19 protein-coding genes are annotated in these 23,429 nt (G+C 65.2%); 9 read left to right on the top strand and 10 right to left on the bottom strand.

Annotated features, from left to right (window positions below):
- Nucleotides 1-828: a flagellar motor protein MotB gene (locus ACQY4G_RS01815; RefSeq protein ID WP_291173311.1), complete on the top strand. Its 828-nt coding sequence runs from the start codon at nucleotides 1-3 to the stop codon at nucleotides 826-828.
- A gap of 39 nt (nucleotides 829-867) precedes the next feature.
- Here ACQY4G_RS01815 and ACQY4G_RS01810 read toward each other — a convergent pair whose 3' ends face one another.
- Complete coding sequence (locus tag ACQY4G_RS01810; RefSeq protein ID WP_421992641.1) at nucleotides 868-2,289, bottom strand: sigma-54-dependent transcriptional regulator; 1,422 nt, start codon at nucleotides 2,287-2,289, stop codon at nucleotides 868-870.
- 3 nt (nucleotides 2,290-2,292) lie between these two features.
- Nucleotides 2,293-2,826: a heme NO-binding domain-containing protein gene (locus ACQY4G_RS01805; protein ID WP_421992639.1), complete on the bottom strand. Its 534-nt coding sequence runs from the start codon at nucleotides 2,824-2,826 to the stop codon at nucleotides 2,293-2,295.
- 255 nt (nucleotides 2,827-3,081) lie between these two features.
- Between ACQY4G_RS01805 and ACQY4G_RS01800 the strand changes: the two genes are divergently transcribed.
- From ACQY4G_RS01800 to ACQY4G_RS01790, 3 genes are read left to right on the top strand one after another with little or no spacing between them, the layout of a single operon-like run.
- Nucleotides 3,082-4,329: a polysaccharide biosynthesis/export family protein gene (locus ACQY4G_RS01800; RefSeq protein ID WP_421992637.1), complete on the top strand. Its 1,248-nt coding sequence runs from the start codon at nucleotides 3,082-3,084 to the stop codon at nucleotides 4,327-4,329.
- Complete coding sequence (locus ACQY4G_RS01795) at nucleotides 4,329-5,753, top strand: GumC family protein (RefSeq protein WP_425061703.1); 1,425 nt, start codon at nucleotides 4,329-4,331, stop codon at nucleotides 5,751-5,753. The genes ACQY4G_RS01800 and ACQY4G_RS01795 overlap by 1 nt, the downstream gene beginning before the upstream one ends.
- On the top strand, nucleotides 5,708-6,967 hold the full coding sequence (locus ACQY4G_RS01790) for an O-antigen ligase domain-containing protein (protein ID WP_421992633.1): 1,260 nt from the start codon (nucleotides 5,708-5,710) through the stop codon (nucleotides 6,965-6,967). The genes ACQY4G_RS01795 and ACQY4G_RS01790 overlap by 46 nt, the downstream gene beginning before the upstream one ends.
- Before the next feature lie 326 nt (nucleotides 6,968-7,293).
- Here ACQY4G_RS01790 and ACQY4G_RS01785 read toward each other — a convergent pair whose 3' ends face one another.
- Genes ACQY4G_RS01785 through ACQY4G_RS01770 form a run of 4 tightly spaced genes read right to left on the bottom strand, consistent with a single transcriptional unit; the run spans nucleotide 7,294 to nucleotide 11,534 of the window.
- Nucleotides 7,294-8,328: a glycosyltransferase family 4 protein gene (locus ACQY4G_RS01785; RefSeq protein WP_067694055.1), complete on the bottom strand. Its 1,035-nt coding sequence runs from the start codon at nucleotides 8,326-8,328 to the stop codon at nucleotides 7,294-7,296.
- Nucleotides 8,325-9,311: a glycosyltransferase family 2 protein gene (locus tag ACQY4G_RS01780; protein ID WP_291173325.1), complete on the bottom strand. Its 987-nt coding sequence runs from the start codon at nucleotides 9,309-9,311 to the stop codon at nucleotides 8,325-8,327. The genes ACQY4G_RS01785 and ACQY4G_RS01780 overlap by 4 nt, the downstream gene beginning before the upstream one ends.
- 25 nt (nucleotides 9,312-9,336) lie before the next feature.
- Nucleotides 9,337-10,266: a glycosyltransferase family 2 protein gene (locus ACQY4G_RS01775; protein ID WP_421992631.1), complete on the bottom strand. Its 930-nt coding sequence runs from the start codon at nucleotides 10,264-10,266 to the stop codon at nucleotides 9,337-9,339.
- Nucleotides 10,263-11,534 (bottom strand): oligosaccharide flippase family protein, encoded by a 1,272-nt coding sequence (locus ACQY4G_RS01770; protein WP_421992629.1) that lies wholly within the window; start codon nucleotides 11,532-11,534, stop codon nucleotides 10,263-10,265. Before ACQY4G_RS01770 ends, ACQY4G_RS01775 begins: the two co-directional genes overlap by 4 nt.
- A gap of 283 nt (nucleotides 11,535-11,817) precedes the next feature.
- Here ACQY4G_RS01770 and ACQY4G_RS01765 point away from each other — a divergent pair, with 283 nt between their 5' ends.
- Nucleotides 11,818-13,251 (top strand): WecB/TagA/CpsF family glycosyltransferase, encoded by a 1,434-nt coding sequence (locus ACQY4G_RS01765; protein WP_421992627.1) that lies wholly within the window; start codon nucleotides 11,818-11,820, stop codon nucleotides 13,249-13,251.
- Here the strand turns inward: ACQY4G_RS01765 and ACQY4G_RS01760 are convergent.
- The 3 genes from ACQY4G_RS01760 to ACQY4G_RS01750 form a co-directional block, all read right to left on the bottom strand.
- Nucleotides 13,245-14,906 carry a response regulator gene (locus tag ACQY4G_RS01760; protein WP_421992625.1) on the bottom strand — a complete coding sequence of 554 codons (1,662 nt, stop codon included), beginning with the start codon at nucleotides 14,904-14,906 and terminating at the stop codon, nucleotides 13,245-13,247. The two genes, ACQY4G_RS01765 and ACQY4G_RS01760, sit on opposite strands and share 7 nt — an antisense overlap.
- Entirely contained in the window at nucleotides 14,899-17,511 is a 2,613-nt protein-coding gene (locus tag ACQY4G_RS01755; protein WP_421992623.1) for an ATP-binding protein, read from the bottom strand. Before ACQY4G_RS01755 ends, ACQY4G_RS01760 begins: the two co-directional genes overlap by 8 nt.
- A gap of 122 nt (nucleotides 17,512-17,633) precedes the next feature.
- A complete protein-coding gene (locus ACQY4G_RS01750; RefSeq protein ID WP_067694071.1) occupies nucleotides 17,634-18,260 on the bottom strand; it encodes a TetR/AcrR family transcriptional regulator in 627 nt (208 codons plus the stop codon).
- 71 nt (nucleotides 18,261-18,331) lie between these two features.
- On the opposite strand from ACQY4G_RS01750, the gene ACQY4G_RS01745 reads away from it, so the two are divergent.
- From ACQY4G_RS01745 to ACQY4G_RS01730, 4 genes are read left to right on the top strand one after another with little or no spacing between them, the layout of a single operon-like run.
- Nucleotides 18,332-19,465 (top strand): ABC transporter permease, encoded by a 1,134-nt coding sequence (locus ACQY4G_RS01745; protein ID WP_067694073.1) that lies wholly within the window; start codon nucleotides 18,332-18,334, stop codon nucleotides 19,463-19,465.
- Nucleotides 19,466-19,476: 11 nt separating this feature from the next.
- On the top strand, nucleotides 19,477-20,208 hold the full coding sequence (locus ACQY4G_RS01740) for an ABC transporter ATP-binding protein (RefSeq protein ID WP_291173344.1): 732 nt from the start codon (nucleotides 19,477-19,479) through the stop codon (nucleotides 20,206-20,208).
- A gap of 1 nt (nucleotide 20,209) precedes the next feature.
- Nucleotides 20,210-21,193 (top strand): efflux RND transporter periplasmic adaptor subunit, encoded by a 984-nt coding sequence (locus ACQY4G_RS01735; RefSeq protein ID WP_421992621.1) that lies wholly within the window; start codon nucleotides 20,210-20,212, stop codon nucleotides 21,191-21,193.
- Entirely contained in the window at nucleotides 21,190-22,599 is a 1,410-nt protein-coding gene (locus ACQY4G_RS01730; protein WP_421992619.1) for an efflux transporter outer membrane subunit, read from the top strand. Before ACQY4G_RS01735 ends, ACQY4G_RS01730 begins: the two co-directional genes overlap by 4 nt.
- 8 nt (nucleotides 22,600-22,607) lie before the next feature.
- Here the strand turns inward: ACQY4G_RS01730 and ACQY4G_RS01725 are convergent, their stop codons facing one another.
- Complete coding sequence (locus ACQY4G_RS01725; protein WP_421992617.1) at nucleotides 22,608-23,372, bottom strand: SDR family NAD(P)-dependent oxidoreductase; 765 nt, start codon at nucleotides 23,370-23,372, stop codon at nucleotides 22,608-22,610.
- Nucleotides 23,373-23,429: the final 57 nt, after the last annotated feature.

Raw genomic sequence — 23,429 nt, 5'->3', positions numbered from 1 at the left:
ATGGCCAGCACGCCCGCGGGTCGCAACGATCCCGTCCCCGTCATCGTCAAGAAGGTCACCGTCGTGCAGGCGGGGCATCATGGTGGAGCCTGGAAGGTCGCCTATGCCGACTTCGTCACCGCGATGATGGCGTTCTTCCTGCTGCTCTGGCTGCTCGGCGCGACGACCGAGGACCAACGCAAGGGCCTGGCGGATTATTTCACGCCGACGCTGGTCAAGACCAAGGAACAAAGCGCAGGCGCCGATGGCGTGTTGGGCGGCTCTTCGTTGGTCGACGTCGACAATTATCCCCATGCCGCCGGGCAGACGGGCACACAGACGCTGACCGTGCCGCGCGATGCGACCGGTGGTCCGAAGGAGGGCATGGCCAGCATCAAGCGCATCCAGCTGCGCGTGACCGAGGCCACCGCCGACAAGGAACGCCTCAAGCGGTTGATGCGCCAGGTACGCATGATCGATACCACGACGGGCATCCGGATCGATCTGGTCGATGACGCGGACTTCTCGATGTTCTCGCTCGGCACGACCGTGCTCACGACCGACGCGCGCGATCTGCTCGCCGTGGTGGGCGAGGCGATTGCACCCGAGCTGGGCAAGATCACCGTGCGCGGCCATACGGACGCGCTGAAGTATCGCGATCCCACGCGGGTGAACAACTGGTCGCTTTCCGCGGGCCGGGCCGAAACCACGCGGCAGACGTTGATCCGCAACGGTATCGCCGCCAACCGTTTCCGCCGGATCGAAGGGGTTGCGGATACCGAACCGCTGATTTCGGGTGATCCCGCCGACCCGCGCAACCGGCGGATATCAATCTCGCTGGAGGATTGAGGGGCGGGAGCGCGCGGGCGGAGCGCAACAAGCGCTCGCCTAGCGACGTCCCCAGCGGTCCATCTTGCGGTAGATCGTCGACGGATTCACGGCCAATTCCCTTGCCGCATGGGTGACATTGCCGTCATGACGATCGAGCGCGGCCTCGATCGCCATCCGCTCGACCTGGGCCAGCGTCATGCCCTCGAAATCGGGGGCATGTCTCGGGGGTAGGGTGGGTAATGGCGCCAGGTCCGGCGAGGCGGGCGGCAGAGCTTCGAACGTTCGCTCCGTAGGGGATGTCGCCTCGCGCAGCGGCTGGAAATGGCCGGGTGCCAGGTCGGGAATGTCGATCGATCGTCCGGATGACGTGATCGCCGCTCTGCGCAGCACATTCTGCAACTCACGAACGTTGCCGGGCCAGGGATGGGTCAGGATCGCGGCACGGGTCGCGCCGCCGAGTGTGATTGCGGACCGGTTCTCCTCGCGCGCGATCGCGGTCAGGAAATGGTCGGCAAGCAGCAGGATGTCGTCACCGCGCTCGCGCAGCGGGGGCAAGTGGATCGGGATGACGTTGAGGCGATAGTAGAGGTCTTCGCGAAAGCGGCCCTCGGCCACCTCGCGCAGGGGATCGCGATTTGTCGCGCAAACGATCCGCACATCGACCGGCTCGGCCTTGGCAGAGCCGACACGCTGGATCATGCCCGTCTGGATGAAGCGCAGCAGTTTGACCTGCAGCTTGAGCTCCATCTCGCAGATTTCGTCGAGGAACAGCGTGCCGCCATCGGCCGCCTTGGCCGCGCCGATGCGATTCTCGATCGCCCCGGTGAAGGCGCCTTTGACATGGCCGAACAGCTCGCTTTCGAGCAGGTTTTCGGGAATGGCTCCGCAATTGATCGCGACGAAGGCCTTGTTGCGGCGGCGCGAGGCCGAATGGAGGGCTTCGGCGGTCACTTCCTTGCCGGTGCCGCTTTCGCCGGTCACGAAGACGCTGGCCCGCGAATCGGCAACCTGCTCGACGGTACGGAATACGGCCTGCATGGCCGGCGATTGTCCGATAAATCCGTGAAAGCGCGTGTCGTCGGATTCCGGTGCGGCGCTATCCGGCTGGGGCGCCTCCTGCGATCGCTCGACCGCCGTGCCGATGGTCGCGAGCAGCCGGGAGCCGGCGACCGGCTTGACCAGGAAGTCGAAGGCCCCGAGCCGCATCGCCGCGATCGCCCGCGAGAGCGATCCATCGGCCGTCACAACAACATATGTCGGCGCATTGGCATCGCGGTTCTCGAGCAGCGACAAGCCGTCGCCATCGGGCAATTGCAGGTCGAGCAAGGCCGCAGCGAAACGGTTCGAGGTCAGCGCTTCGCGCGCTTCCGCGAGGGAGGCGGCGAGCGTCACAGCATAGCCAGCCTCTTCGAGCTGGGCGGCGTAGCCCAGCGCGAGCGACGCGCTGTCTTCGATAATCAAGACGGCTGGTTTCGACATCGACTATCCCGCGAGTGCGAACTCCGCTTGCGATCCATCTTCGCTGGCATGAACCCATTCGAGTTTTCGCTCATCGCCGAAATGGCGCATCGCGCCGCTCACCAGTCCATGCGCGATATGCGCGAAGGGGCGGTGCGAGGCATAGCGCACGTGCAGGATATTGCCTTCACAATAGGTGGTCACTTTCGGTGGCTGCGCGTCGGGGTAGAGGACTTTGACCTCCTCGTGGATATGGTCGCCAACATGCGCCAGCAATGCCTCCGCATCGCCGTAGCGCCCGACGATATCGGCGTAGAGCACGGTAAAGCGATCGAACAGATAGGCGCCGAACTGCTGGCACAGATCGGCGAAGTCGGCACCGCTCTCGCGCGAAGCGACTTCGACCACCCGCACGGCCTCCTGCCAGGGATATTGACCGATCCGCGAATAGGCACCGCCATGCGGGAGGTCCGCGTCGGCCAGCACCTTTTCGGCGAATGCCGGCCCACCCGCGCGATCGAGAAAGCCGACCAACTCCGAAAATACGATACCCTTCACCACCAACTCCTGGGTTGCTGCATGGACATGCGAAACGCCATGCAAGAGCCGTGCCGCTCCTAAAGCGCCAATCCGGGGCATTTTCAGGGTCATTTCGCCGCAATATGCGAAAAGCCTTTGCAAATTGCAAAGAGCACCGCCGCATTTTGCAAGGGAGTACTTCGCAAATCGCGATGACCAGCGCTGAAAACGTCAGAATTCTGCGATTGGCACGGTGCTTGAACAGGTGTCGTCACCAATCAACGGAGATGTGACGTGCCCCGATCGAACATACGAAATGCGAGCCTCAGCCTTGCCGTCGGTGCCCTGATGGCGGGGTGCGTGTCGGGGCCGGCCCCCGCCAACCACCGCGCCGCGCTCTATGCCCCGCACCAGGCCGCAGCCGACCGCGGCGGCCATCCCGAGGGTGACTGGATCGCCGCAGCGCCGGTCGCTCGCGGTGCCCCGACCTGCGATTGGCAGGTCCCGCGCGAGCTCGACATCTATCGTCGCGCATCGATCGAAGAATTCGTCTCGGTCAACGCGCCGCTCGCGCCGGGCGACCGGCTTGTCATCCGCATTCTGGGCGACAGCGACCGGCTGTCCGGCACTTACGTCGTCGAAACCGACGGCACCGTCCGCCTGCGCGGGATTGCCCCAACCCGCGCAGGCGGCGGCTCGTTGCAGGATCTCGAAACGGCTTTACGTGGCCGCTTGCTCGCGGCCGGGATAGTCCGGCCGCTGCGCAACGCCGTGTCGGTCTCTCTGATCGAGGCCGCTGGCGTGTCCGTGGCCGTCAGCGGCGCCGTGTTCGAACCGAGCGCAGTCCGCGCGGGCGAGCGGACCCCGGAAAGCCGCATCGGTCTCAAGGAAGGTGCTGTGACCGGCGATGCCAATGTCGCGCGCTCGGTCGCGACCGCCATTCGTGCCGCGGGCGGCGTGCGCCCCGATGCGGACGTCCAGCGGATCTATCTCCTCCGCGACGGTGCCTATGTCGAACTGGACCTCTCCGGTCTCGTCAACGGCTGGGCCGCTCGCGATGTGCCGATCACCAGCGGGGACCGCATCATTGTGCCGAGTCGCAGCTGTTTCGATACCAAGCTGGCGCGGCCGACCCCGCTGACGCCACCGGGCATCCGCGTTTATATGTCCAACCTTACCCGCAGCGCGAACAACAATGCCGGTGCCGCCATCGGCAAGGACGCCACCTCGCTGCCCTATGGCACGCGCCTGCTGCAGGCGCTGGTCGCGGCGAATTGCGTCGGCGGAAGCTACATGCAGTCCGATCGCCGCGCGGTCCTGATTTCACGTAATCCGATCAGCGGACGCAGCGTGGTGATCGAGCGCGATATCGAGAAGCTGGTGCGCGAGGCCGATCGCGATGCCTACGACCCCTTCCTCATGCCGGGCGACGCGATCGCATGCTACGACAGTCGCTGGACGAACTTGAGCGAAGCGATCGGGCTCGTGTCACAAGGCGTCAGCACCGTGACCCCCGCGATCCTGCTGGACAATGCGCTGTGATGGATGTTGCATCGCCCCCGGTGATGCCGGCCCGCTCGCGCTTTCTCGAAAGCGCGTGGGTGCTGGTACGCGACGGCCTGCCATCGGTCGGGCGCTATCGCCGCTATTTCGCGGCGCTGGCCGGCCCGCTCGCGGTGATTTGGTGCGTCACGATCGCCTATCTGATGTTTGCGCCCGATCGCTTCGACAGCCGGATGACGCTGATCCTGCCGGGCACGGGCGTGGGCGGTTCGCTCAATCTCGAATCGATCGGCCAGGCGACCACCACCACCGCCTCGGCGTTTTCCAGCCCTTCGCTGAGCCCGACCGAAAACTACAAGCGCCTGCTTACGTCCGATATCGTGCTGCGCGATGCCGCGCGGCGTGCGGGCGAAGAAGAAACCGCCTTTCCCGCCCCTAAGATCAAGCTGATCGACCAGACCAATCTGATCGAGGTCGACATGCCAGCCGGCAGTCCGGAAACGGCGCAGCGGCGCATGCAGGCGCTCGAGGCGGCCTTCTTCGGCGCACTCGATACGCTGCGCAAGGACGAAGCCGAGGCGCGCGAGAATGCCGATGCCGCCCGGATCGCAGAGCTCGAGGCCAAGGTCGACGAAGCGCAGAAAGCACTGCTCGACTTCCAGGGCGAAACCGGTCTCGTGTCGCTCGACCAGTTCGCCGGTCGCGTCACCGCGCTCGACCAGCTCAAGGCGAGCGAGCGCGACCGCCGCGTGCAACTTGCGCAAAGCAAGGCCGGAGCAGGGCGTCTTGCCGCCACGCTCGACATCAGCCTGCAAGAGGCGCGCATGGCGATGCGGCTCAAGGCCGATCCCGAATTCCGCAATCTGCTAACACGCTATGCCACGGTCGCCGCCCAATTGGCCGAGAGCGGCGCGACGCTGGGCGATGCCCATGCCACCATGGAAGAGCTGGCGGTCGAGCGCGATGCGTTGCGCGATGCGCTGGCAAGGCGCGGTGCCGCGGTCTCCGGAGCGCGCGAGGCCAGCGTGCTCTCCTTCGCCGATCTTGCCGTTTCGGACACGCGCGAACGGCTGTTCGCGGCGCTGACCGAGCGCGATGCGGGCGGGGCCGGGCACAGCGCCGCGCTCGCCGAATTGCGAAGCCAGATCGCCGCGCAATCGGACGACGCGCAGCGCCAGGTCGAAGAGGCCGCGCGCCTTGCCGATCTGATGCGCGACCTGCGCGTGGCCGAAGCGGTGTTCAGCTCCGCGCTCGCGCGGCTCGACACCAACAAATCGGATCCCTTCGCCTCCTACCCGCTCGTCCAGATCCTCGAAGCGCCTTCGCTCCCGCGCACCAAATCGGCACCGTCGTCGCTGCTGGCGATCGCGGGCGGGCTGGGCACCACCCTGTTCACGCTGTTCGGATTTCTGCTGCTGTGGCTGCGCCAGCCCATCATCCGCAAACTGCTGCCGAACGCATAGTCGGCGGCACGATCGCAGCGACCTGGCTGCTGTGGCTGGTCGGCGGGCTGTATGTCGCCGGGCCGGTGATCGGCTGGGTACTCGCGTTGCTGGTGTTCGGCGCGCTCTATCTCGACCGCAAGCCGGCCGACGCCATTCCCGGCACGATCTGGTTGTGGCTGACCGCGATGGCCGCGATGCTGGTCGTCCTCTGGATCGGACATGCCAAATTTGCACTCGGGAGCGGGCAGACGATCAAGAGTTCGATCGGCTGGGCCAAGGGCTGGGCGCTTATCGCGCTCTTCCCACTGGCGGGCGCGGTACTCGACATCCGCATGGAGGTGATCGCACGCGCGGTCTGCCGCCTCGGCATGTGGACGCTGTTGCTCCTGCCGCTGTTTCTGGCAGCCCCCTATCTCGGCCTGCCGGGGACGCTGTGGGTCTCGCCGCTCAAGGCGGTCGGCGGGCCGGGGCCGGAATATTTCGCGACCATACTCTATACGATCGAGCCCGGGGCGGGCACGCCGCGTTGGCAGTTCTTCGCCCCCTGGTCTCCGGCCGCCGGGATGATCGCGGTGATCTATATCTTCCTCGCCGCGCAGGAGCGCCACCTTGCCTGGCGCCTCGTCGGCATGGCCGGATTCCTGGCGATCGCACTGCTGTCGCAGTCGCGGCTGGCGCTGGTCGCGCTCGCCCTGATCGCTCCGGCGGTCTGGGGGGCCGCCCGGATCGACCGGGGGACGACCTGGCTGCTGGCTGCCCCGGCATTGCTGTTCGTCGGCCTGTTCGGATTCGAGCTGCTGGCTGCGCTCGACCAGCTGATGAGCGATTTCAGCTCGGCGCGGGCGGATTCGAGCCGGGTGCGCGCAGCGCTCGGTAGGATCGCGCTCGACCGCTGGGAGAACGAGGCCTTCTGGTTCGGCCATGGCGTGGTCGAAAACGGCCCGCATCTCGTCGAATACATGCCCATTGGCAGCCATCACAGCTGGTATGGCCTACTGTTCGTCAAGGGCCTGACGGGCGCGCTCGCCCTTGCGATCCCGCTCGCCGCGACGCTGGCCATCCTGTTCTGGCGCGCGCGCCATAGTGGCCTCCATCGCGCCGGCCTCGCCATGGTGCTGGTGCTGGTGCTCTATTCCTTCGGCGAAAACCTAGAGATCCTCGCCTATCTCATCTGGCCCGCGCTGATCGTGGTGGGCAAGGCTCTGGCCAGCCCGCAGCAAGCGAAGAACTGATCCGGTCTCTCTTCTCGCTCAGCTGATTGTCCTTTGAAATTGACTGCTCGAGCTCCGCGGTGGTGCCTGGGCCGGACGGGCGGCCCATTCCGCACCTCGACGGGTTGGCGTTTCCTCGGGCTGGAGTGTCGCTTTGCTCTTCTCTACTTTCCGGTCCGCGTCGATCGCTATCGGGGTGGCGCTGCCCGGCTCCCACGAGACAATAGCCAAACCTGCTCGCCCCCATCCATCGAGGCGGCGTGTGCCCAAAGGGAAACCGCCCCGCCCCCACCCGGATATCCGGGGGGAACGAGGCGGCCCTTGCAGCGCCTGGATGGGGTCGCGAGTCAGGCGCTGGCAATTCGGGCCGACCGGGCGTCGGCTGTTGCGGGATTTCGTTCGGCGGCGCGTTGAATGACTGCCAGCCAACCGGAGATGATGGCATCGTGCTGGCGGGTGACGCCTGCGCGCGCGGCGCGGCCCATGGCGGGCAGGTCGGCATTCATCAGCCGCACGATGCCGCTGGCGATGTCCGCTGCGCCGTGAATCGGTGCCGCAAAGCCGGCGCCGCCGCGCAATTGCGCGGTCAGCCCATCGACATCGGCGACAAGCAAGGGTCGCCCGGCCATGCGCGCCTCGGTCGCCACCAGCCCGAAGGCTTCGTAGCGCGAGGGCACGATCACCGCGTCGCAGGCGGCCAGCCGGGGCGCCAATTCATTGGTCGAGGGTTGCAGGCGGACATTGTCCAGGCTTTCCGCGAGCGCGGTAAGCCGGTCCTCTTCGGGTCCGGCGCCGAAGAGCGTGAGCATGACTTCGTCCGCCCGAAAGCACGTCATCGCCTCGATCAGCGCGGCAAAGTTTTTCTCCCGGGCAAGCCGGCCGTAGGCGAGCAGCTTAAGCGGGCCCTGGCGCGGTTGCAGGTCGGGAATGGCATAGAGTTCCTCGCGCCCGCACCAAGGATTGATCGTAGCCAGCTTCTCCTGGGGAACACCGACGTCGGCGAGCCATTCCCTTTGAGCCTCGGATACAGCGACGACCTCGTCGACGAGGCGTGCGGCGGTCCGCAGCAGGGTGCGAAAACGGATGGGCGATGCGACCTGGTCCGCCTCGAAGGCTCGGGTATAGCTATGCTCGACCTGCACGATCCGCGCGCCGGGATTTCGCAGCCTGAGCGACATCAGATAGGGTAGGCGGCTCCAGCAGGGTGGAACGTGGATGACGATGATATCGGCCTCGAGTCTCGGCGCCTCGCCCGGCCCCCGGCCCATGGCGACGCTGCACGAATGCGCAATGCGCGTGAGGCGCGGGTCGTCGAACAGCGACAGCGCGCGGGTGACGCCGCCCATGCCGAAATCGTCGAGCAGGTGGACCATCCGGATCATGCCGCCGCGCCCAGGTAAGGCCGCGCAAGGCGCTGGAAACGGTCGGGTCCGGCAAGCAGGGCGAGCTTGATCGCGCCCCATGTCATGGCCGATTTGACCGGCTCCTCCCAGTGGATTTGCGGCGCGAGACGGGTCGCGCGCCCAAACAGGTCGTCTGCCAGATCGGCATTGCCCAACTGGATCGACCGGCGCGCCAGATAACGCAGCTGGTAGGCCCGCGCCCGGTCGCCGAATTTCGCGACGAGTTCTGGCGCGTTGGTCCTGGCGATGTCGAGCATGCGCGACCAGCTGATGTATTGCTTGACCACATTGGCCGACAGCGCGCCGCCGATGATGCGATATTCGGTTAGCAACCCGGCAATGCCTTCGAAGCTGACGCCATGGACCGACGCGAGGCGGACCCACAGTTCGATGTCTTCCGACTGGCGGAAACTCTCGTCGAACCAGCAGATCCGGGTCGGTTCTTGGGGATGGCGGAATGCTGCGCGATCGAGCGCTTCGCGCCGCAGGACCGGAGCACTGCCATTGCCGACCGGGTTGCGGCAGAGAATGTCGCTTGCACGCACGCCGGACAGCTTGGGCCGCATGGCAACCGCCATGGCCTCGCCGTGCTCGTCGATCATGCGCGAGCCGGAATAGCTTACGCCGATATGTGGATTGGCCTGCAGATGCACATAGTGCAGCAGTAGCTTGTCCCTGTGCCAGCGATCGTCGGAATCGAGCAACGCGATATAAGGTGCGCGGGCATAGGCTATCCCGGTATTGCGGGCACCGGCCAGGCCGCGGTTGTCCTGCGAGATGATTCGGATGCGCGGATCGTCAAAGCTGCGCGCCAGCGTCCTTGAGTTGTCGGACCCGCCATCGTCGACGACGATCAGTTCGAAATCCTCGAAACTCTGGTCGAGGACCGACTGGATGGCTTCTTCGATATAGGCCTCGACATTGTATGCGGGCATGACGACGGACATGCGGGGACAGGTCATCTTGGGTCTCCTACGGATAATGGGATCAGGCGAAGATCGCGCTGCGCGCGCGGGACGGGATTGCGCTTCCTGCGATGGCGGCACCGGCGGTCATGACGCCGCGCGCGCCGCCGGACAGAAAAGCCTTGCCATCGCTCGCGAAGCCGCGGCGGACGAAATCGCGTGCGAGGGTCGTCGTCGCACCCGATCGCAGCGCCCGCCGCGCGAGGTAGCGACAATACAGCGCCTCGCCGCGCTTGACGTCGATCCGGTCGGCCCAGCGACTGGCGAGATCCTTCCAGGCGGCGAGCATGGCGGCGAAATCGCAGCTCAGCCCGTCAGCGCTCATGCGATAGCCGACCAGCGTTTCGGGAATGCCGCGTAGCAGGTGGCCATTGCCGACCAGGCGAGCGAGCAGGTCCTGGTCCTCGACATGGCGCATGGCGCGGTTGAAACCGCCGATCGCGAGCAGTGTTTCGCGCTCCACGACCAGGTTGGACATGGTGCACACGGCGTTTTCGACCACTACGTCCTCGAGCGCGCAATAACCCTCGGGCACGCTTGATTTCGTGCGGCCGGCGCGCAGCGGGCCTGCCCGATCGGGGCAGAAGGCGATCCGCGCAAAGCTTGCTTCGGTCTGCGGGTCCTCATCGTGCAGCCGTGCATGGCTGGCCAGCTTGTCGGCATGCCAAATGTCGTCGGCATCGAGGAAGGCGACAAGCTCGCCGCTTGCCTTGGACACGCCCAGATTGCGCGCGGCCGAAACACCCTGGTTGGATTGCGAAGCCACGCGGATCCGCTCGTCCATGGCGGCATAGCCGAGCAGTATCTTGAGCGTGTCGTCTTGCGAGCCGTCGTCGATCGCGACGATTTCGAAATCGGTCTCGCTCTGCGCCAGCACGCTGTCGAGCGCTTCGGCGATGGTGCGCTGTGCATTGTAGGCGGCAATCACGACGGAGAAGCGGGGCGTGTTCATGACATGGCTCCTTGGATGGAAAGCGTATTTCGGGTGGGGGCGGCCAGCCTGAGGGCGGCTGCGGGAATGAAGGCGAGCGCAAGGCCGGCGGCGTATCCGATGCAGGCACCGGTCAGGCCGAATGGAGAGCCTGCGGCGAGGCCGGTGAGCGCGGCGGCGCTGGCGCAGGCAGTCAGCAGCGTCTCGCGCTGGGGGCGGCCGTCGACACGCAGGACCGCGCCGACCAGAGACCCTGCGTAAAGTGGCAGGGCAGCGAGCGAGAGCAGCGCGACATACGGTACGGCCGGGACCCATGTCTCACCGAAGACCAGCGGCACGTAGAAGGGCGAGAGTAGTGCCTGGGCGGCGACGACAGGGGCCAGCATGGCGAGCCCCGTGACGAAGGCCTTGCGGAATTCGCGCTGGCCGCTGCGATGATCGGCGTTGGCAAGATGCGGGAAAACGACGAGATTGCACGCGGCAACGAAACTCTGCGTGATGCCGAGCCCGGCATTGAAGGCGAAGTAATAGAGTCCGAGCACCTCGGTCCCGAACAATGCGCCCACGACCAGCTTGTCGGCATTGAGCCGCGCAGCAGCGAGCATTTCGCTGGCAAGGATCGCCGGACCGAATAGGGCAAATGCGCGCCACGGGGCCGGGGCCACTTTCGGATCGGCCTTCCACGGCGTCGAGCGCCGGGCAAGGATGGTCCAAAGGGGCGCCGCGAGCAGTTTCGGCAGCACGATGGCCCATGCGCTCGGCCAGACGAGCACCAGCGAAAGGGTCAGCAGGCTGTCGGCGATGTTCTGCGTCGCCGCGATCCGAGCCACGCTCTCCATACGCATGGCGCGCATGGTCAGGAAAATCTGCACGAGGCCCGGGGGCATGACGCAATAGACGATCGCCAGCACGGCCAGCATCGCGCCCGCTTGCGGAAGGTCGAACAGCCAGGCGGCGATCGCCGCCACGCTCAATTGCACGCCGGCGACGCCGAGGCACACTATCCAGAACAGGCGATAGGCGGTGCGGCACAGCGCGGGCAGCTCGGCGTCGGAAGCGAGAATGAGCCGTTGGCCGATGCCCGCATTGGCAAGCACGCGGACCAGTTCGAACAGGCTCAGCGCCAATGCGGCGGTCCCGAACATTTCGGGCGTCACGCGGCGCGCGACGACGAGAAGCACGCCGAGCCTGATCACGCGCGTCGCCGCTTCGGCCGAGCCGAATGCGACCAGGCCTCGCACCAGCGGCGAAGCGGTGAGCGCATTAAGTGATGAGCGAATGGCAGGCATGAAATCCTCGAATTGCGATTGCCGAGGACTTTTCAAAGAGCGTGCCAACTCCAGGAAAGCGCGCATTTCCGGGAGTTTTTCAATATGGCCAATGCAGGCTTCGCATTCTGCACCGGCGCATGATGCAATTTGCATCGAACACCTGCCGCAAAATGCGAAAATGGCTCTTCTACGGGAGAGGTGTGTTCGAGCGACAGTTAAAAATCATTTATATATCAGGTATTTAGCCGAAGTGGCACGGGGGTTGCCCCTACGACGATGACTTTGACCAAGGAGCATCGCCATGAAACATATCCCCGCTTCGGCCTTACGCACTGCAGCCTTTCCGGTCGATTTTGGCCTGCCGAGCGCGCGACGTGCGGAAGCCTTCCGCACGATCCATCTGTTCGGCCTCGAGCTCGCCAGCGCTTCGCCCGAATTCGCCGCCTCGCAGATTGTCGAATGTGCGGGTGCGGGTGAGCGCATGACGGTCAATTTCATCAACGCCCACTGCGTCAATCAGGCGCGCGATGACGCAAATTACCGCCATGACCTTGCCGACAGCGATCTGCTGCTGCCCGATGGCATCGGTATTGAGATTGCAGCACGCCTGTGCGGCTACGAGCGCCCCGAGAACCTCAACGGTACCGACCTGTTCCCGCAAATCTGCGAACGAGCGGCGGTGGAAGGGACGGGCCTGTTCCTGCTGGGAGGCGTGCCGGGTGTCGCGGATGCCGCGGCGGCCTGGGCTTGCGACCAGTGGCCCGCGCTCAGAATTCGCGGAACGCACCACGGATATTTCGACCCCGCCGAGGAAGACGCGTTGATCGAACGAATCAACGCCTCAGGCGCGGGGATACTCATGGTTGGCTTCGGCGTGCCGCTGCAGGAAAGCTGGATCGCCCGTAATCGCGCGCGTCTGCAGATTCCGGTCGTCATGGGTGTCGGCGGGCTGTTCGACTATTACTCCGGCCGTATCGCGCGTGCTCCCCTGGCCGTGCGCAAGCTGCGCTGCGAATGGGTCTGGCGATTGGCCATCGAGCCGCGCCGCATGGCCAATCGCTATCTCGTCGGCAATGTTCGTTTCCTCGCTCATAGCGTGCTGGAGGCCGCCCGCGTGCGCGGAGTGGATGCGCAGATCGGCGCTGCAACGAAACGCCTGTTCGATATCGCCGCCGCCTCATTCGCGCTTTTGATGTTGCTACCGCTGTTTCTTCTCACGGCGCTTGCCATTTGGGCCGAGGATCGCGGCCCGGTATTCTTTCGCCAGGATCGGGTCGGCGCGAACGGTCGGACGTTCTCGATGATCAAGTTCCGCTCGATGTTTACCGATGCGGAGGCGCGCAGGGCGCCGCTGCTGGCGCGGTCCGATCGCGCGGGCACCTGCTTCAAGATGCAGGACGATCCCCGGATTACCCGGGTAGGAAAGGTCATCCGCCGCCTGTCGATCGACGAATTGCCGCAGCTCTTCAATGTTTTGGGAGGCAGCATGTCGCTGGTCGGACCGCGCCCCGCCTTGCCCACCGAGGCCGCCAGCTATCGCGACCGCCAGTGGGAACGCTTGTACGGCAAACCCGGCATTACCTGCAGCTGGCAGGTCAAGGGGCGCGCGGAGATCCCCTTCCATCGGCAGGCGATCATGGACCGGGCCTATTTGCGCCGCCGCTCTTTTGCGACCGACCTGCGATTGCTCGCAATGACCGTCCCGGCGGTCATCGGCGGACGCGGCGCCTATTGATCGGTCGCGACCAGCGCTTCGTAGAGGTCGTCGACTGCCAGCAGGCAGGCGGCGACCGCTTCGCGGAAAGCCTCGATCGACGCTTCCCCGTCGCGTCTCGCCTCGCGATAGGCAGAGAGTTCCTCGACGATGCCGATCGCTCCGATATTGAGCGCAACGCCGGTGAGCGAATGCGCTGCCTTCGACAGGGCTTCCTCGGCATCGGTCTCGACTGCAGAAAGCACCTCGCTGGCATATTTGGTAATATCGGTCTTGGCGGCATCGCGCATTCGCTTGCGATAGGCCGAAGGCAGTTCGCTGAATGTACGGCGGAAGAGTTCGTGATCGAACCGCGCTTCGTTCCGGCGGACGTCCCGCCCCGAGATCAGGGCCGTGCGGATTGCGGTTTCCAGAGCGTCCTTGCGCACGGGTTTTGCAAGACAGGCGGTCATTCCCGCCGCCAGCAACCGCTCCCGCTCGGATTGCAGGCTGTGCGCCGTCGCGCCGATGATCGGTGTACGCGCCGCCGGTCCGGCGAGAGCGCGGATCGCCTGCGTGGCCTGCTCACCGTTCATGATCGGCATCATTACGTCCATCACGACGAGGTCGAAACCCTGGCGCCGTACTGCCTCGACCGCAGCTGCGCCGTTCTCCACCGAAGTGACGTCGCATCCCAGCTCGGCGAGCAGGCGCTCCACTACATAGCGGTTGCTTTCCGTGTCTTCGGCCAGGAGGACGCGGGGTCGATCGGGTATGCCCTCCGAGGCTCCTGGGGTCTCCATGGCGGGCGGGTCTTGTGCGAGCACTGGATCTTTGCCGTCGTCTGCTGCCGCTTCCTCGATCAGGCGCGAGGCCAGCTCGCCAAGCTGCTCCGCCGCCTCGCGGGCAACCGCAAGATCCTTCGCGCCATCTTCGCGGACGTATGTCTCCAGAAGCTCCAGCCCGCCAGTGAGCGACGCGAGCGGCGTTCGGATGGCGTGCGCCATTTCCGAAATGAAGCGATTGCGCGCGTTCAGCGCATCTTCGACCTGGGTCTTTGCCGCGGCCAATTCCAATTGCAGCGTCGCAAGCTCGCGCACGCGTCGCTCGGCCCGCAATTGCAGCGCGCGCACGCTGCGCTCGTTGCGCCGTTCCTCGGTAATATCGCGCACCATTGCGACGATGTGCGAAGGGCGTTCCTCGGTGCCCGGCTCGCGCTTGATCGACCAGCGGAGCCAGCGTGTTTCGCCATTGTCCTGCCGTATGATGCGATGTTCGTAGCGATGGGCGACACCCGTCGTTCGATCTCGAAAGAACTGGATGCCTTCGCGCATGATCCGGTCGCGGTCGAGCGGATGGATCGCCTCGACAAGCTTCTCGAGCGTCGCCTCCTCGCCTTCGGGGGTACCGAGGATCGATCCAGCACTGTCCGAGACGGTAAAGCCCCGGTCACGTTCGCCGTAAGCGGTCGCCATTTGCGCATTCGACAGCGCGCCGAGGAGAAGCGCGCTTTCGATTTCCAGCTTCCGTGCGAGATCGTTTTCGCGCAGGCGCAATTCCTGGTTGGCCCGGTACAGTTCCTTCATACGGCTTTCGAGGGCGGTCTCGGCATCGCGCAGGGCCCGTTCGCTGCGATCGAGCCGGGCAGTGAGGATCTCCACCATGCGTTCTGCAGGGATGTCGTGAGCTTTATCCATCGGCGACCTCGTCGAGCAGATCTGGAAGCATGTCGAGCAAGTCCGCCTCGCTCGCGTACAACACACCGCCACGTCTCGCTGCCTCGCCGCTTTCGACCACTATGACCTGAAGCTTGAACGTAGGCTCGATTTCGGGCTCGGGATCGTCCGTCACCAACATGTCTGCACTGGCAATCTCGGCGTCGCTTGCCGCAGAGTCGAACATCGCAAAGCCTTTGCGATGAGCGATCACTTCGACCCGCAATGCCAGCGAGGCTTTGGTAAGCCGGACCGCGACGACTCCACGTTCGAGCGAAGAGACATCGTCGTGGGTCACCGCCTCGAGTGGCAAGGCCAGGTCCATGCGCGTTCCGCCTTCATCCCCAATCCGGGCGGCGACGGTGCCACCCATCTGCTGCGCAAGATCGCGCGTAATCGACAGGCCGAGCCCGCTGCCGGTAGAGCGGCCAAGCGTATCGGGAGCGCTGCCGGAAAAGGGCTCGAATATGGTCTTCAGCCGTTCCTGATCGATTCCTGCCCCCGTATCCTCGACGCTGAAGGTCCAGATCTCGGAATCCTTCTCGGGTTGATCGAAGGAGAGGGTGACCTTTCCGGTGGACGTGAACTTGATCGCATTGGAAACGAAATTGGCGAGGATCTGCTGGATGCGGGTTGGCTGGCCGATGACCAGGCCATCCGATCCCGTCACCACGTCGAGAGCCAGGCCCTTGCGGCGGGCGAGCGGGCGGAACAACTCTGCCACCCGTTCGACGAGCGCGGCAGGCTGAAACTCTTCGACTTGTGATACCGTTTCCTCACGTTCGGCTCGCGTGCGCTGCAGGGTCGCGTCGAGCGTCTTGAGCAGCGCCTCCGAAGAATCTTCGATGAGAGTGAGCGCGCGGCTGCGCTCGCTTTCGGAGCGCTCGCGACGGACCTGGTCGATCAAGCCTAGAATACCCGCAACGGGTGTCCGGATTTCGTGCGCGATTACCGCCAGGATATCGGTCTTCGCTCGCGCTTCCGCGCGAGCTGCGTCGCGCGCGCGTAGCAAGGCCTGCGCGGCGTTTTGCTGATCGGTGATGTCGTGGCCGATATAGGCCGTCCCGAACGGCGCACCGGCCTCGTCTTCGAGCGCAACCAGCGCTTCTTCGAGCCAGACCCTACGCCCGTCCGCAAGCGTCCGTTCGATCACCGAGGGTTTGGGACCCGGCCGGTCCGCGAAATCTGGCATGACATCGCCTTCGGTAGCCAGGCCCCAGCGCGCCGCGAGTTCGGCAACTTCGTCCTCCCCGAACAGGTCGACGGCCCCCTTGCTGGCGCGAAGGAGACGACCGCGCTCGTCGAACAGGATCATCGCATAGCGTTCTGCTGCGTCGACCAATACGTCGAACGAACGGCGCTCGCGCGAACGGGCGAGGGCAAGACGTTGCTCCATCTGGTCGAAAGCATGCTCCAACTGCCTGATCTCGTCGCTGGTCCCGGCATCCAGGTCCATCCCCTCCATCGCGGCGACACGGTCGATCCGTGTTCCGAGCCGGGCTATTCGTAGTGCCACTGTACGGTGAAACACCGCTGCGAGAAGCAAACCAAGAACCAGCGCGCCGACCAGCGCGACAAGGATGACACGCCGGGCGACGGACCATGCCCGGTCGCTGAGTGCCTGTTCGGGCAGCAGCGTAAGAACGTACCATTCCGGAGCATCGAGCTGGCGGGCGGAAACATAGGCGTCCAGGCCTTGCGCGAAATCGGTACGGTTCTCGATTCCGTCCCGCACATAGCTCCAGAGCGCGCGGAGGTGGTCGTCCTGAGAATTTGCAAGGTCCAGATTTGCGGCAAGCTGCCGATTATCCGGGCCGGCAACGCCCGAATGATGGATTATCTTTCCGCTGCGGCTGACGATGACCGTGTAGGCTCCGTCGGGAGGTGGCCTGAGTTTTTGCGTGAGATCCTCCAGCGGAATGCTGATCCCCCATGCGCCGAGATGCCGGCCATCGACTCGCACGGGTAGCATGCAGCCGGTGGTCCACAGTTCGCCGGATTCGTCATAGGCGGGACGCTGCAGGCTGGTGCAACGCAGCTCGCCTTCGGGATTGTTGGCCGGCGACGTAATCCGGCTGAACTCGGATCCCTGGAAATCGAAATCCGCCGGGGCACTCCGGTAGAATGACAATCGGTCCGGGCGGCGCGGCGCGTAGATCAACAAATCGTTCGCCTGAGAGAAGAAGTAAAGGCTCTCGATCCTGCTCGGCAGGCCGTTGGACATTTGCTTGAGGGTTTCGAAAGCGGCAAGGATCGCTGCGCGGCGCTCTCCGAGCGGTTCCGGCGGGGCCAGAAATCCGCCGATCCCCGTCAATCTGATCGCACCGGGAAATCTCTGCCCGGTCCACAGCTCGTCGCGCGTATGGAAGGCGCCGTCGGGTGCCCGCACGAAAACGTCGTCGAGATCGGTCGGCCCGCCTTGCTCGAGCTTGCGCGCCATGGTCGCCGCGGCCTTTTCCTCGGTCTCCGCAATCAGCGCGATTTCGCGCTCGAGCGTTCCAGCCGCCGCGGCATTTGCGATATCGATTTCGTTGGCCGCGTTCGCCCGATCGGCGGCGATATTGGCACTGTAGATGCTCCAGGCCATGCCGCCGATGATCAGCGCAACTATCGGGAGCGCAATGAAAAGGCCTCTGAGCGAGAGCGACATCGTCCGGGTTCTCGCCTATTCTTGCCCAAGGCACAACGGCTTATGGAAAAACCGCCGTCCTAGTCCCGGGCGTAGGCACGGCAGAAGACCTCCACCGCGCCCTCGATGCGTCGGCGATTGCGATCGGGGTCGTCGGCGGCACCGAAGCGTCTTTCGAGATCGCCCATCCCCTTGCACATGCTGGCGAATTGCTCGGCTGCGAGTTCGGGGTCGCCGACTTCGATCTCGCCCGCGTCGTGCATGGCGGCGATCAACGCCGCGAAGGCTTTCTTCATCCGCAGCGGACCGGCCGTCAGGAAGGCTTCGCCAACCGCCGGTTCGTGTTCGGTATCGGCAGCTATGCGCCGCTCGAACTGCACCATCCTGGGACGTGAGAGAAACGCGACCATGGCCTCGCCGATTGCGGTCAGGCGGTGGCGCAGACTGCCCGACGGGATATCCGGGACCTTCAGGCTGTCACGAAGTTGCTCGCATTCGAGCTCTACCGCCGCGGTGAACAACGCGCGTTTGTCGCCGAAGCGGTTGTAGATCGTGACCTTCGAAACGCCCGCATCGGCCGCGATCTGCTCGATCGAGCTCGCCGCGAAACCGTGCTCGAAAAAGCAGTCGGCGGCGGCCGCGAGGATTGCCTCGCGCTTGGCCTCGTCCGCCGGTCGCCCGGTCCGTTTCGGTTCGATGCTTGACAAACTGAACGCCTCCGTTCACTTGAACGACATCGTTCACTAATGGACCTATCGGCAGGTGAAGGCAAGTTAGCGTGCTCTGGATTGCGATCAGGATGCTCACCGGGGACGCCCAGAAGTTCTATGGGCTGGTCTTCGGCATTGCCTTCTCGACGCTGCTGATTACCCAGCAGCTGACCATTTTCGTCAATCTGATCGAACGCGGTGCGAGTGGCGTCTACAATGTCTCCAGCGCCGACATCTGGGTGATGGACCCGGTCAGCCGCACGACCGATGTGGCTTATGCCATGCCCTCGACCGCGCTCGACAAGGTGCGCAGCGTGCCGGGGGTGGAATGGGCCGTGCCGCATATTCGCGCGCAGGCCAGCGTGCGCACCAAGGATGGCGATCTCGAAGGTGTGGCGGTGATCGGGGTGGACGATGCCACTCTGATCGGCCTGCCCAAGCGGATGCTGGAGGGCTCGACCGATGTGCTCTCGCAGCCCGATAGCGTGATCATCGACGACGTCGGCACGACGCGCATGTTTCCCGGCCAATCGCCCATTGGCGAACGTCTGGAATTGAACGATCAGCGCGCGGTAATCCGCGGTATCGCAGATGCGATACCCAGCTTCACCAGTACTGTCGTGCTCTATACCAAATACAGCCAGGCATTGAACTACGTGCCCGGCACGCGCAATCGCCTGTCCTTCGTGCTGGTCGGCGCGGAGAACCCGCTCGAGGCCAAGGCGCTGTCCGAGCGGATCGAGCGCGAAACCGGGCTGAAGGCGCAGACCCGCGACGAATTCGCGCAGGACGGGGTCCAGTTCATCATCGAGAATACGGGCATCCCGCTCAATTTCGGGATCACCGTCATGCTCGGTTTCATCGTCGGCGTGGCGATCGTGGGGCTGACCTTCAGCCTGTTCATTCGCGACAACATCAAGCAGTTTGGGGCGCTCAAGGCCATTGGCGTCACCAATTCCAAAATCCGCCGGATGGTCGCCGTTCAGGCGGGACTGGTCGGGCTTACCGGCTACGGGCTGGGCGTGCTGGGCACCGTATTCTTCATCTGGGGCTTCTCGGGCGATCCGACTTTCAAGGGTTTTTACATCCCATGGCAGATTCCGCTGATCAGCGCGCTGGCGGTGGCCGTGATCCTCGCTCTGACCGGCTGGCTGGCACTGCGCAACGTGCTCAAGACCGAGCCCGCCTCGGTGTTCCGCTGATGGGCAAATCGATGGACACGACCGCAATCGGCGGGTGCAATCCCGAAGCCGCGATCTGCACGCGCGGGGTGACGCGCGATTTCGAAGCGGGCCAGCAGACGATCACCGTTCTGCACGGCATCGATCTCGATGTCCGCGCGGGCGAGCTCACCTTTCTCGTGGGCGAGAGCGGATCGGGCAAGACCACGCTGATTTCGATTATGTGTGGTATCTTGTGGCCGACGCTGGGCGAGGTGAAGGTGTTCGGCACCGACATTTACGATCTGGGCGATACCGATCTTGTCGAATTCCGCCTGCAGAACATCGGCTTCATCTTCCAGCAATACAATCTCATCCCCTCCATCGATGCGGCGAACAACGCCGCCGTGCCGTTGATCGCCCAGGGCATGGACCGGCTGGAGGCGCGTGAGAAGGCGGTCGCCATGCTGGAGAAGCTGAATATCGGCGACCAGGCCGGCAAGCTGCCCAGCCAGCTTTCGGGCGGGCAGCAACAGCGCGTTGCCATCGCCCGCGCACTGGTCCACGAACCGCGCCTGGTGGTGTGCGACGAACCCACCGCCGCGCTGGATGCATCTTCCGGCCGACGGGTGATGGACCTGCTGCGCGACGTCGCCGTGGCCGAAGACCGCGCCTGCATCATCGTCACGCACGACAATCGTATTTTCGACCTCGCCGACCGCATCCTCGTGCTCGAGGATGGGCGGATCACCCACGACGGCAAGGACATGCCCGAAGGACACTGACATGGCACTCGACTGGAAAAACCTCAGCTTCTCGCGCCAGATCCTCCCGGCGATCGCTCTGCTCGGCCTGCTCGCGGCAGTGCTGTTCATCTTTGTCGGCCTGCCCGATCGAAACCTGACCGAACCCGACCGCGAACCCCCACGTGCCCCGGCCGAGCTGGCGGCGCAGGCGCGCGTTGCCGGTGCGGGCGTGGTCGAACCGTCTAGCGAAACGATCCAGATCGGCTCGGCGCTGTCGGGATTGATCACCGGCCTGTTCGTTCAGCCGGGCGACCGCGTGACAGAAGGACAGGTGCTGTTCACCGTCGACGATCGCGCGGTCCGCGCGCAGCTGCGCGAAGCCAATGCCGCGATTGCCGAGGCGCGTGCATCGATCGCCGAGGCACGCAGCGCGCAGGCGACCGCGGCGCAGCAGCTCGCGCTCTATCGCAATGTCGATGATCCCGCCGCGGTTAGCCGGGCGGAAGTCATCCGGGCGGAGGGCGAAGCGGCTGCTGCGCGCGAACGGTTGAGCCTCGCGCAGGCACGCCTCCAGGCAGCGCAGGCCCGCGCGGGCTCGGCCCAGACCGAGATCGCCCGGCTGACCGTGCGCGCACCGATTGCGGGCGAGATCCTGGCGGTGAATATCCGTAAGGGGGAATATGTCAGCACCATGGGTGGGGGCGGTTCGCAGCCCTTCATCGAAATGGGGCAGACGCAGCCGCTGCATGTCCGCATCGATATCGACGAGGAACAGGCCCCTCGCGTCGCGCTCGGCGCGCCGGCGACGGTCAGCCCGCGCGGTGCATCCGATCGCCGGGTCGAGGCCGAATTCGTGCGCGCCGAGCCCTTGGTGGTGCCCAAACGTTCGCTGACCAACAGCGCGGCCGAGCGCGTCGATGTGCGGGTATTGCAAGTGATTTACGAACTGCCCGAGACCAACGGCCTGTTCCGCGTCGGCCAGCAGGTCGATGCCTATATCGCTGCGAAGGGGGCAGAGGAATGACACGGCGCGCGCTCTTCCTCGTGGCGAGCGCGCTGTCGCTCGCGGCCTGCGCGGGCGGACCGCCGCCCGAAATCGCTACGCCGGTACCGGTTCTGCCCGAAGGTTTCCTGTTCGCACCCGATGCCGAGCAGGGCACCACGCTGGCCCGATTGATGCCCCTGGGCGATCCGGCTTTCGACACGCTCGCCGCGCAGGCGCTGGCTTCCTCGCCCACACTGACCGAGGCGGCCGCGCGGGTGGAACAGGCGCGGGCAGGTGCCGATCGGGCGGGGGCGGAACGTCTGCCCGATATCGGTGCCAATGCCGCCGTCACCGGCACGCGCACCAATCCCGCCTCTTTCGGAGGCGATCTGCCGCCGGGTGTCGCCTTCGATACGGAGCGCGTGTCCTACGCCGCCAATCTGACCGCGCGTTGGGATCTCGATCTGTTCGGACGCCTGCGCGCGCAGGAACGCGCCGCCTTGGCCCGCGTCGATGCCGCCGATGCCAGTGCGCGGGCGGTGCGCAATGCGTTGCTCGCGGAAATCGCGGCAAGCGTGATCGACTGGCGCACGCTCGAAGCACGCGAAGCCGAAGTGCGCAGCGACATTGCTTCGGCAGAAGAACTGGCACGGCTGGCAGGCGTGCGCGAACGCGCCGGGATTGCACCCGGTTTCGATCGTGTGCGCGCGGAAAGCTCGGCGGCCAGCTCGCGCAGCCGTCTGGCCGCGCTCGATAGCGAGCGCACGCGCCTTCTCGGCCGGTTGGTCACGCTGACCGCGCAGGGCGGGGCGCAAGTACGCGCTTCACTCGCGCAGGGAGAAAGCCGCGCCGATCCGCCCACGCCCCCCGCAACGCTGCCCTCCGCACTGCTCGCCAATCGTCCGGACGTACTCGCCGCCGCCGCCACGCTCGCGGCCGAGGACGCCGAACTGGCGGCGACCGCGCGCAGGCGCTTCCCAACATTCGACCTGTCGGGGGCGATCGGCCTCTTGGCTTTCGGCATCGGCGATCTGTTCGACAGCGAATCGGTGGTCGGCTCGCTTGCCGCGACGATAGCCGGGCCGCTGCTCGATTTCGGGCGGATACAGGCGGAAATCGATGGCGCGGCAGCGGAAAAGAAAGCCGCTTTCGAAGCTTATCGCGGCGCGGTCTATACCGCGCTCGGCGATGCCGAGGCCGGCTATGGTCTGGTGGCCGCCGCCGATGTCGAGGCGCAGGCAGCGGCAGCCGAGGCTACGAACCTGCAGCGCGCCGCGCGGCTTGCCAACACCCGCTACGAAGCCGGACTGGCCGATTTTCTCACCGTGCTCGAGGCACGCCGTGCCGCCGATGCGAGCGGCGAACGCGCTGCGGCGGCGCTGGGCCGGGCACAGCGTGCCCGCGTGCTGCTGTGGCAGGCGCTGGGTGGCGGCGAATTGCCTTAGGCCAGCGGCTAGATCGTCGCCCCGCCATCGACCACGATGGTCTGCCCGGTTGTCCACTTCGCCGCGGGCGAGGAAAGATAGACGGCAGCGCCCGCAATATCGTCGGGCTCTCCGATGCGGCGCATGGCGAGTGCCTTCTCAGTCGCGGCGAGGGCTTCCGGATTGTCCCAAAGCGCCTTGGCGAAATCGGTCTTTACCAGGCCCGGAGCGATCCCGTTGACGCGAATGCCGTGCTTGCCGTTCTCGGCGGCATAATTGCGCACCAGCTGGAAATCGGCGGCCTTGGAGATGCAATAGGCCCCGATCGTGGTCGAGGCGCGCAGGCCCCCGATCGAGCTGATGATAACGATCGCCCCGTCGCCCTTGGCGCGCATGTCGGGCAGGGCAAGCTGGATCAGCCAGTGGTTGGATATGACATTGTTGTCGAGGATCTTGCGGAACTGCTCGTCCGTGATGCCGTCCATCGATCCGTAATAGGGGTTGCTGGCCGCATTGCAGACGAGGACGTCGACCGGGCCGAGTTCCGCTTTGGTCCGGGCGAAGAGGTCCTCAAGCTGGGCTTTCTCCGAAATGCTCGCGGCAATCGCCACCGCGCTGCCTTTGCCATGCTCGGCATTGATCGCGGCGGCGACCTCCTCGCAGGCGTCCTGCTTGCGGCTCGAAATCACCACCCGCGCGCCTTGAGCAGCGAGGCTTTCGGCAATGGCGCGGCCGATCCCACGGCTCGATCCGGTGATGATGGCGACCTTTCCGGTCAGGTCGAATGACGACATGGCTGGACCTCCTATTCCCAAGAAAAAGGGCCCGGCATCGTCCGACGCCGGGCCCGT

The organism is Qipengyuania sp. (assembly GCF_965277845.1).
Taxonomy (GTDB): Bacteria; Pseudomonadota; Alphaproteobacteria; order Sphingomonadales; family Sphingomonadaceae; genus Qipengyuania.
The sequence above is the reverse complement of the archived record's forward strand: the minus strand, read 5'-3'. Positions and strand labels throughout refer to the sequence as shown.

Coding starts and splice junctions, on each gene's coding strand:
- ACQY4G_RS01815 (WP_291173311.1), top strand. CDS start 1: ATGGCCAGCACGCCCGCGGGTCGCAACGATCCCGTCCCCGTCATCGTC.
- ACQY4G_RS01810 (WP_421992641.1), bottom strand. CDS start 2,289: ATGTCGAAACCAGCCGTCTTGATTATCGAAGACAGCGCGTCGCTCGCG.
- ACQY4G_RS01795 (WP_425061703.1), top strand. CDS start 4,329: ATGGATGTTGCATCGCCCCCGGTGATGCCGGCCCGCTCGCGCTTTCTC.
- ACQY4G_RS01785 (WP_067694055.1), bottom strand. CDS start 8,328: ATGATCCGGATGGTCCACCTGCTCGACGATTTCGGCATGGGCGGCGTC.
- ACQY4G_RS01780 (WP_291173325.1), bottom strand. CDS start 9,311: ATGACCTGTCCCCGCATGTCCGTCGTCATGCCCGCATACAATGTCGAG.
- ACQY4G_RS01775 (WP_421992631.1), bottom strand. CDS start 10,266: ATGAACACGCCCCGCTTCTCCGTCGTGATTGCCGCCTACAATGCACAG.
- ACQY4G_RS01770 (WP_421992629.1), bottom strand. CDS start 11,534: ATGCCTGCCATTCGCTCATCACTTAATGCGCTCACCGCTTCGCCGCTG.
- ACQY4G_RS01765 (WP_421992627.1), top strand. CDS start 11,818: ATGAAACATATCCCCGCTTCGGCCTTACGCACTGCAGCCTTTCCGGTC.
- ACQY4G_RS01760 (WP_421992625.1), bottom strand. CDS start 14,906: ATGGATAAAGCTCACGACATCCCTGCAGAACGCATGGTGGAGATCCTC.
- ACQY4G_RS01755 (WP_421992623.1), bottom strand. CDS start 17,511: ATGGCCTGGAGCATCTACAGTGCCAATATCGCCGCCGATCGGGCGAAC.
- ACQY4G_RS01740 (WP_291173344.1), top strand. CDS start 19,477: ATGGACACGACCGCAATCGGCGGGTGCAATCCCGAAGCCGCGATCTGC.
- ACQY4G_RS01735 (WP_421992621.1), top strand. CDS start 20,210: ATGGCACTCGACTGGAAAAACCTCAGCTTCTCGCGCCAGATCCTCCCG.
- ACQY4G_RS01730 (WP_421992619.1), top strand. CDS start 21,190: ATGACACGGCGCGCGCTCTTCCTCGTGGCGAGCGCGCTGTCGCTCGCG.
- ACQY4G_RS01725 (WP_421992617.1), bottom strand. CDS start 23,372: ATGTCGTCATTCGACCTGACCGGAAAGGTCGCCATCATCACCGGATCG.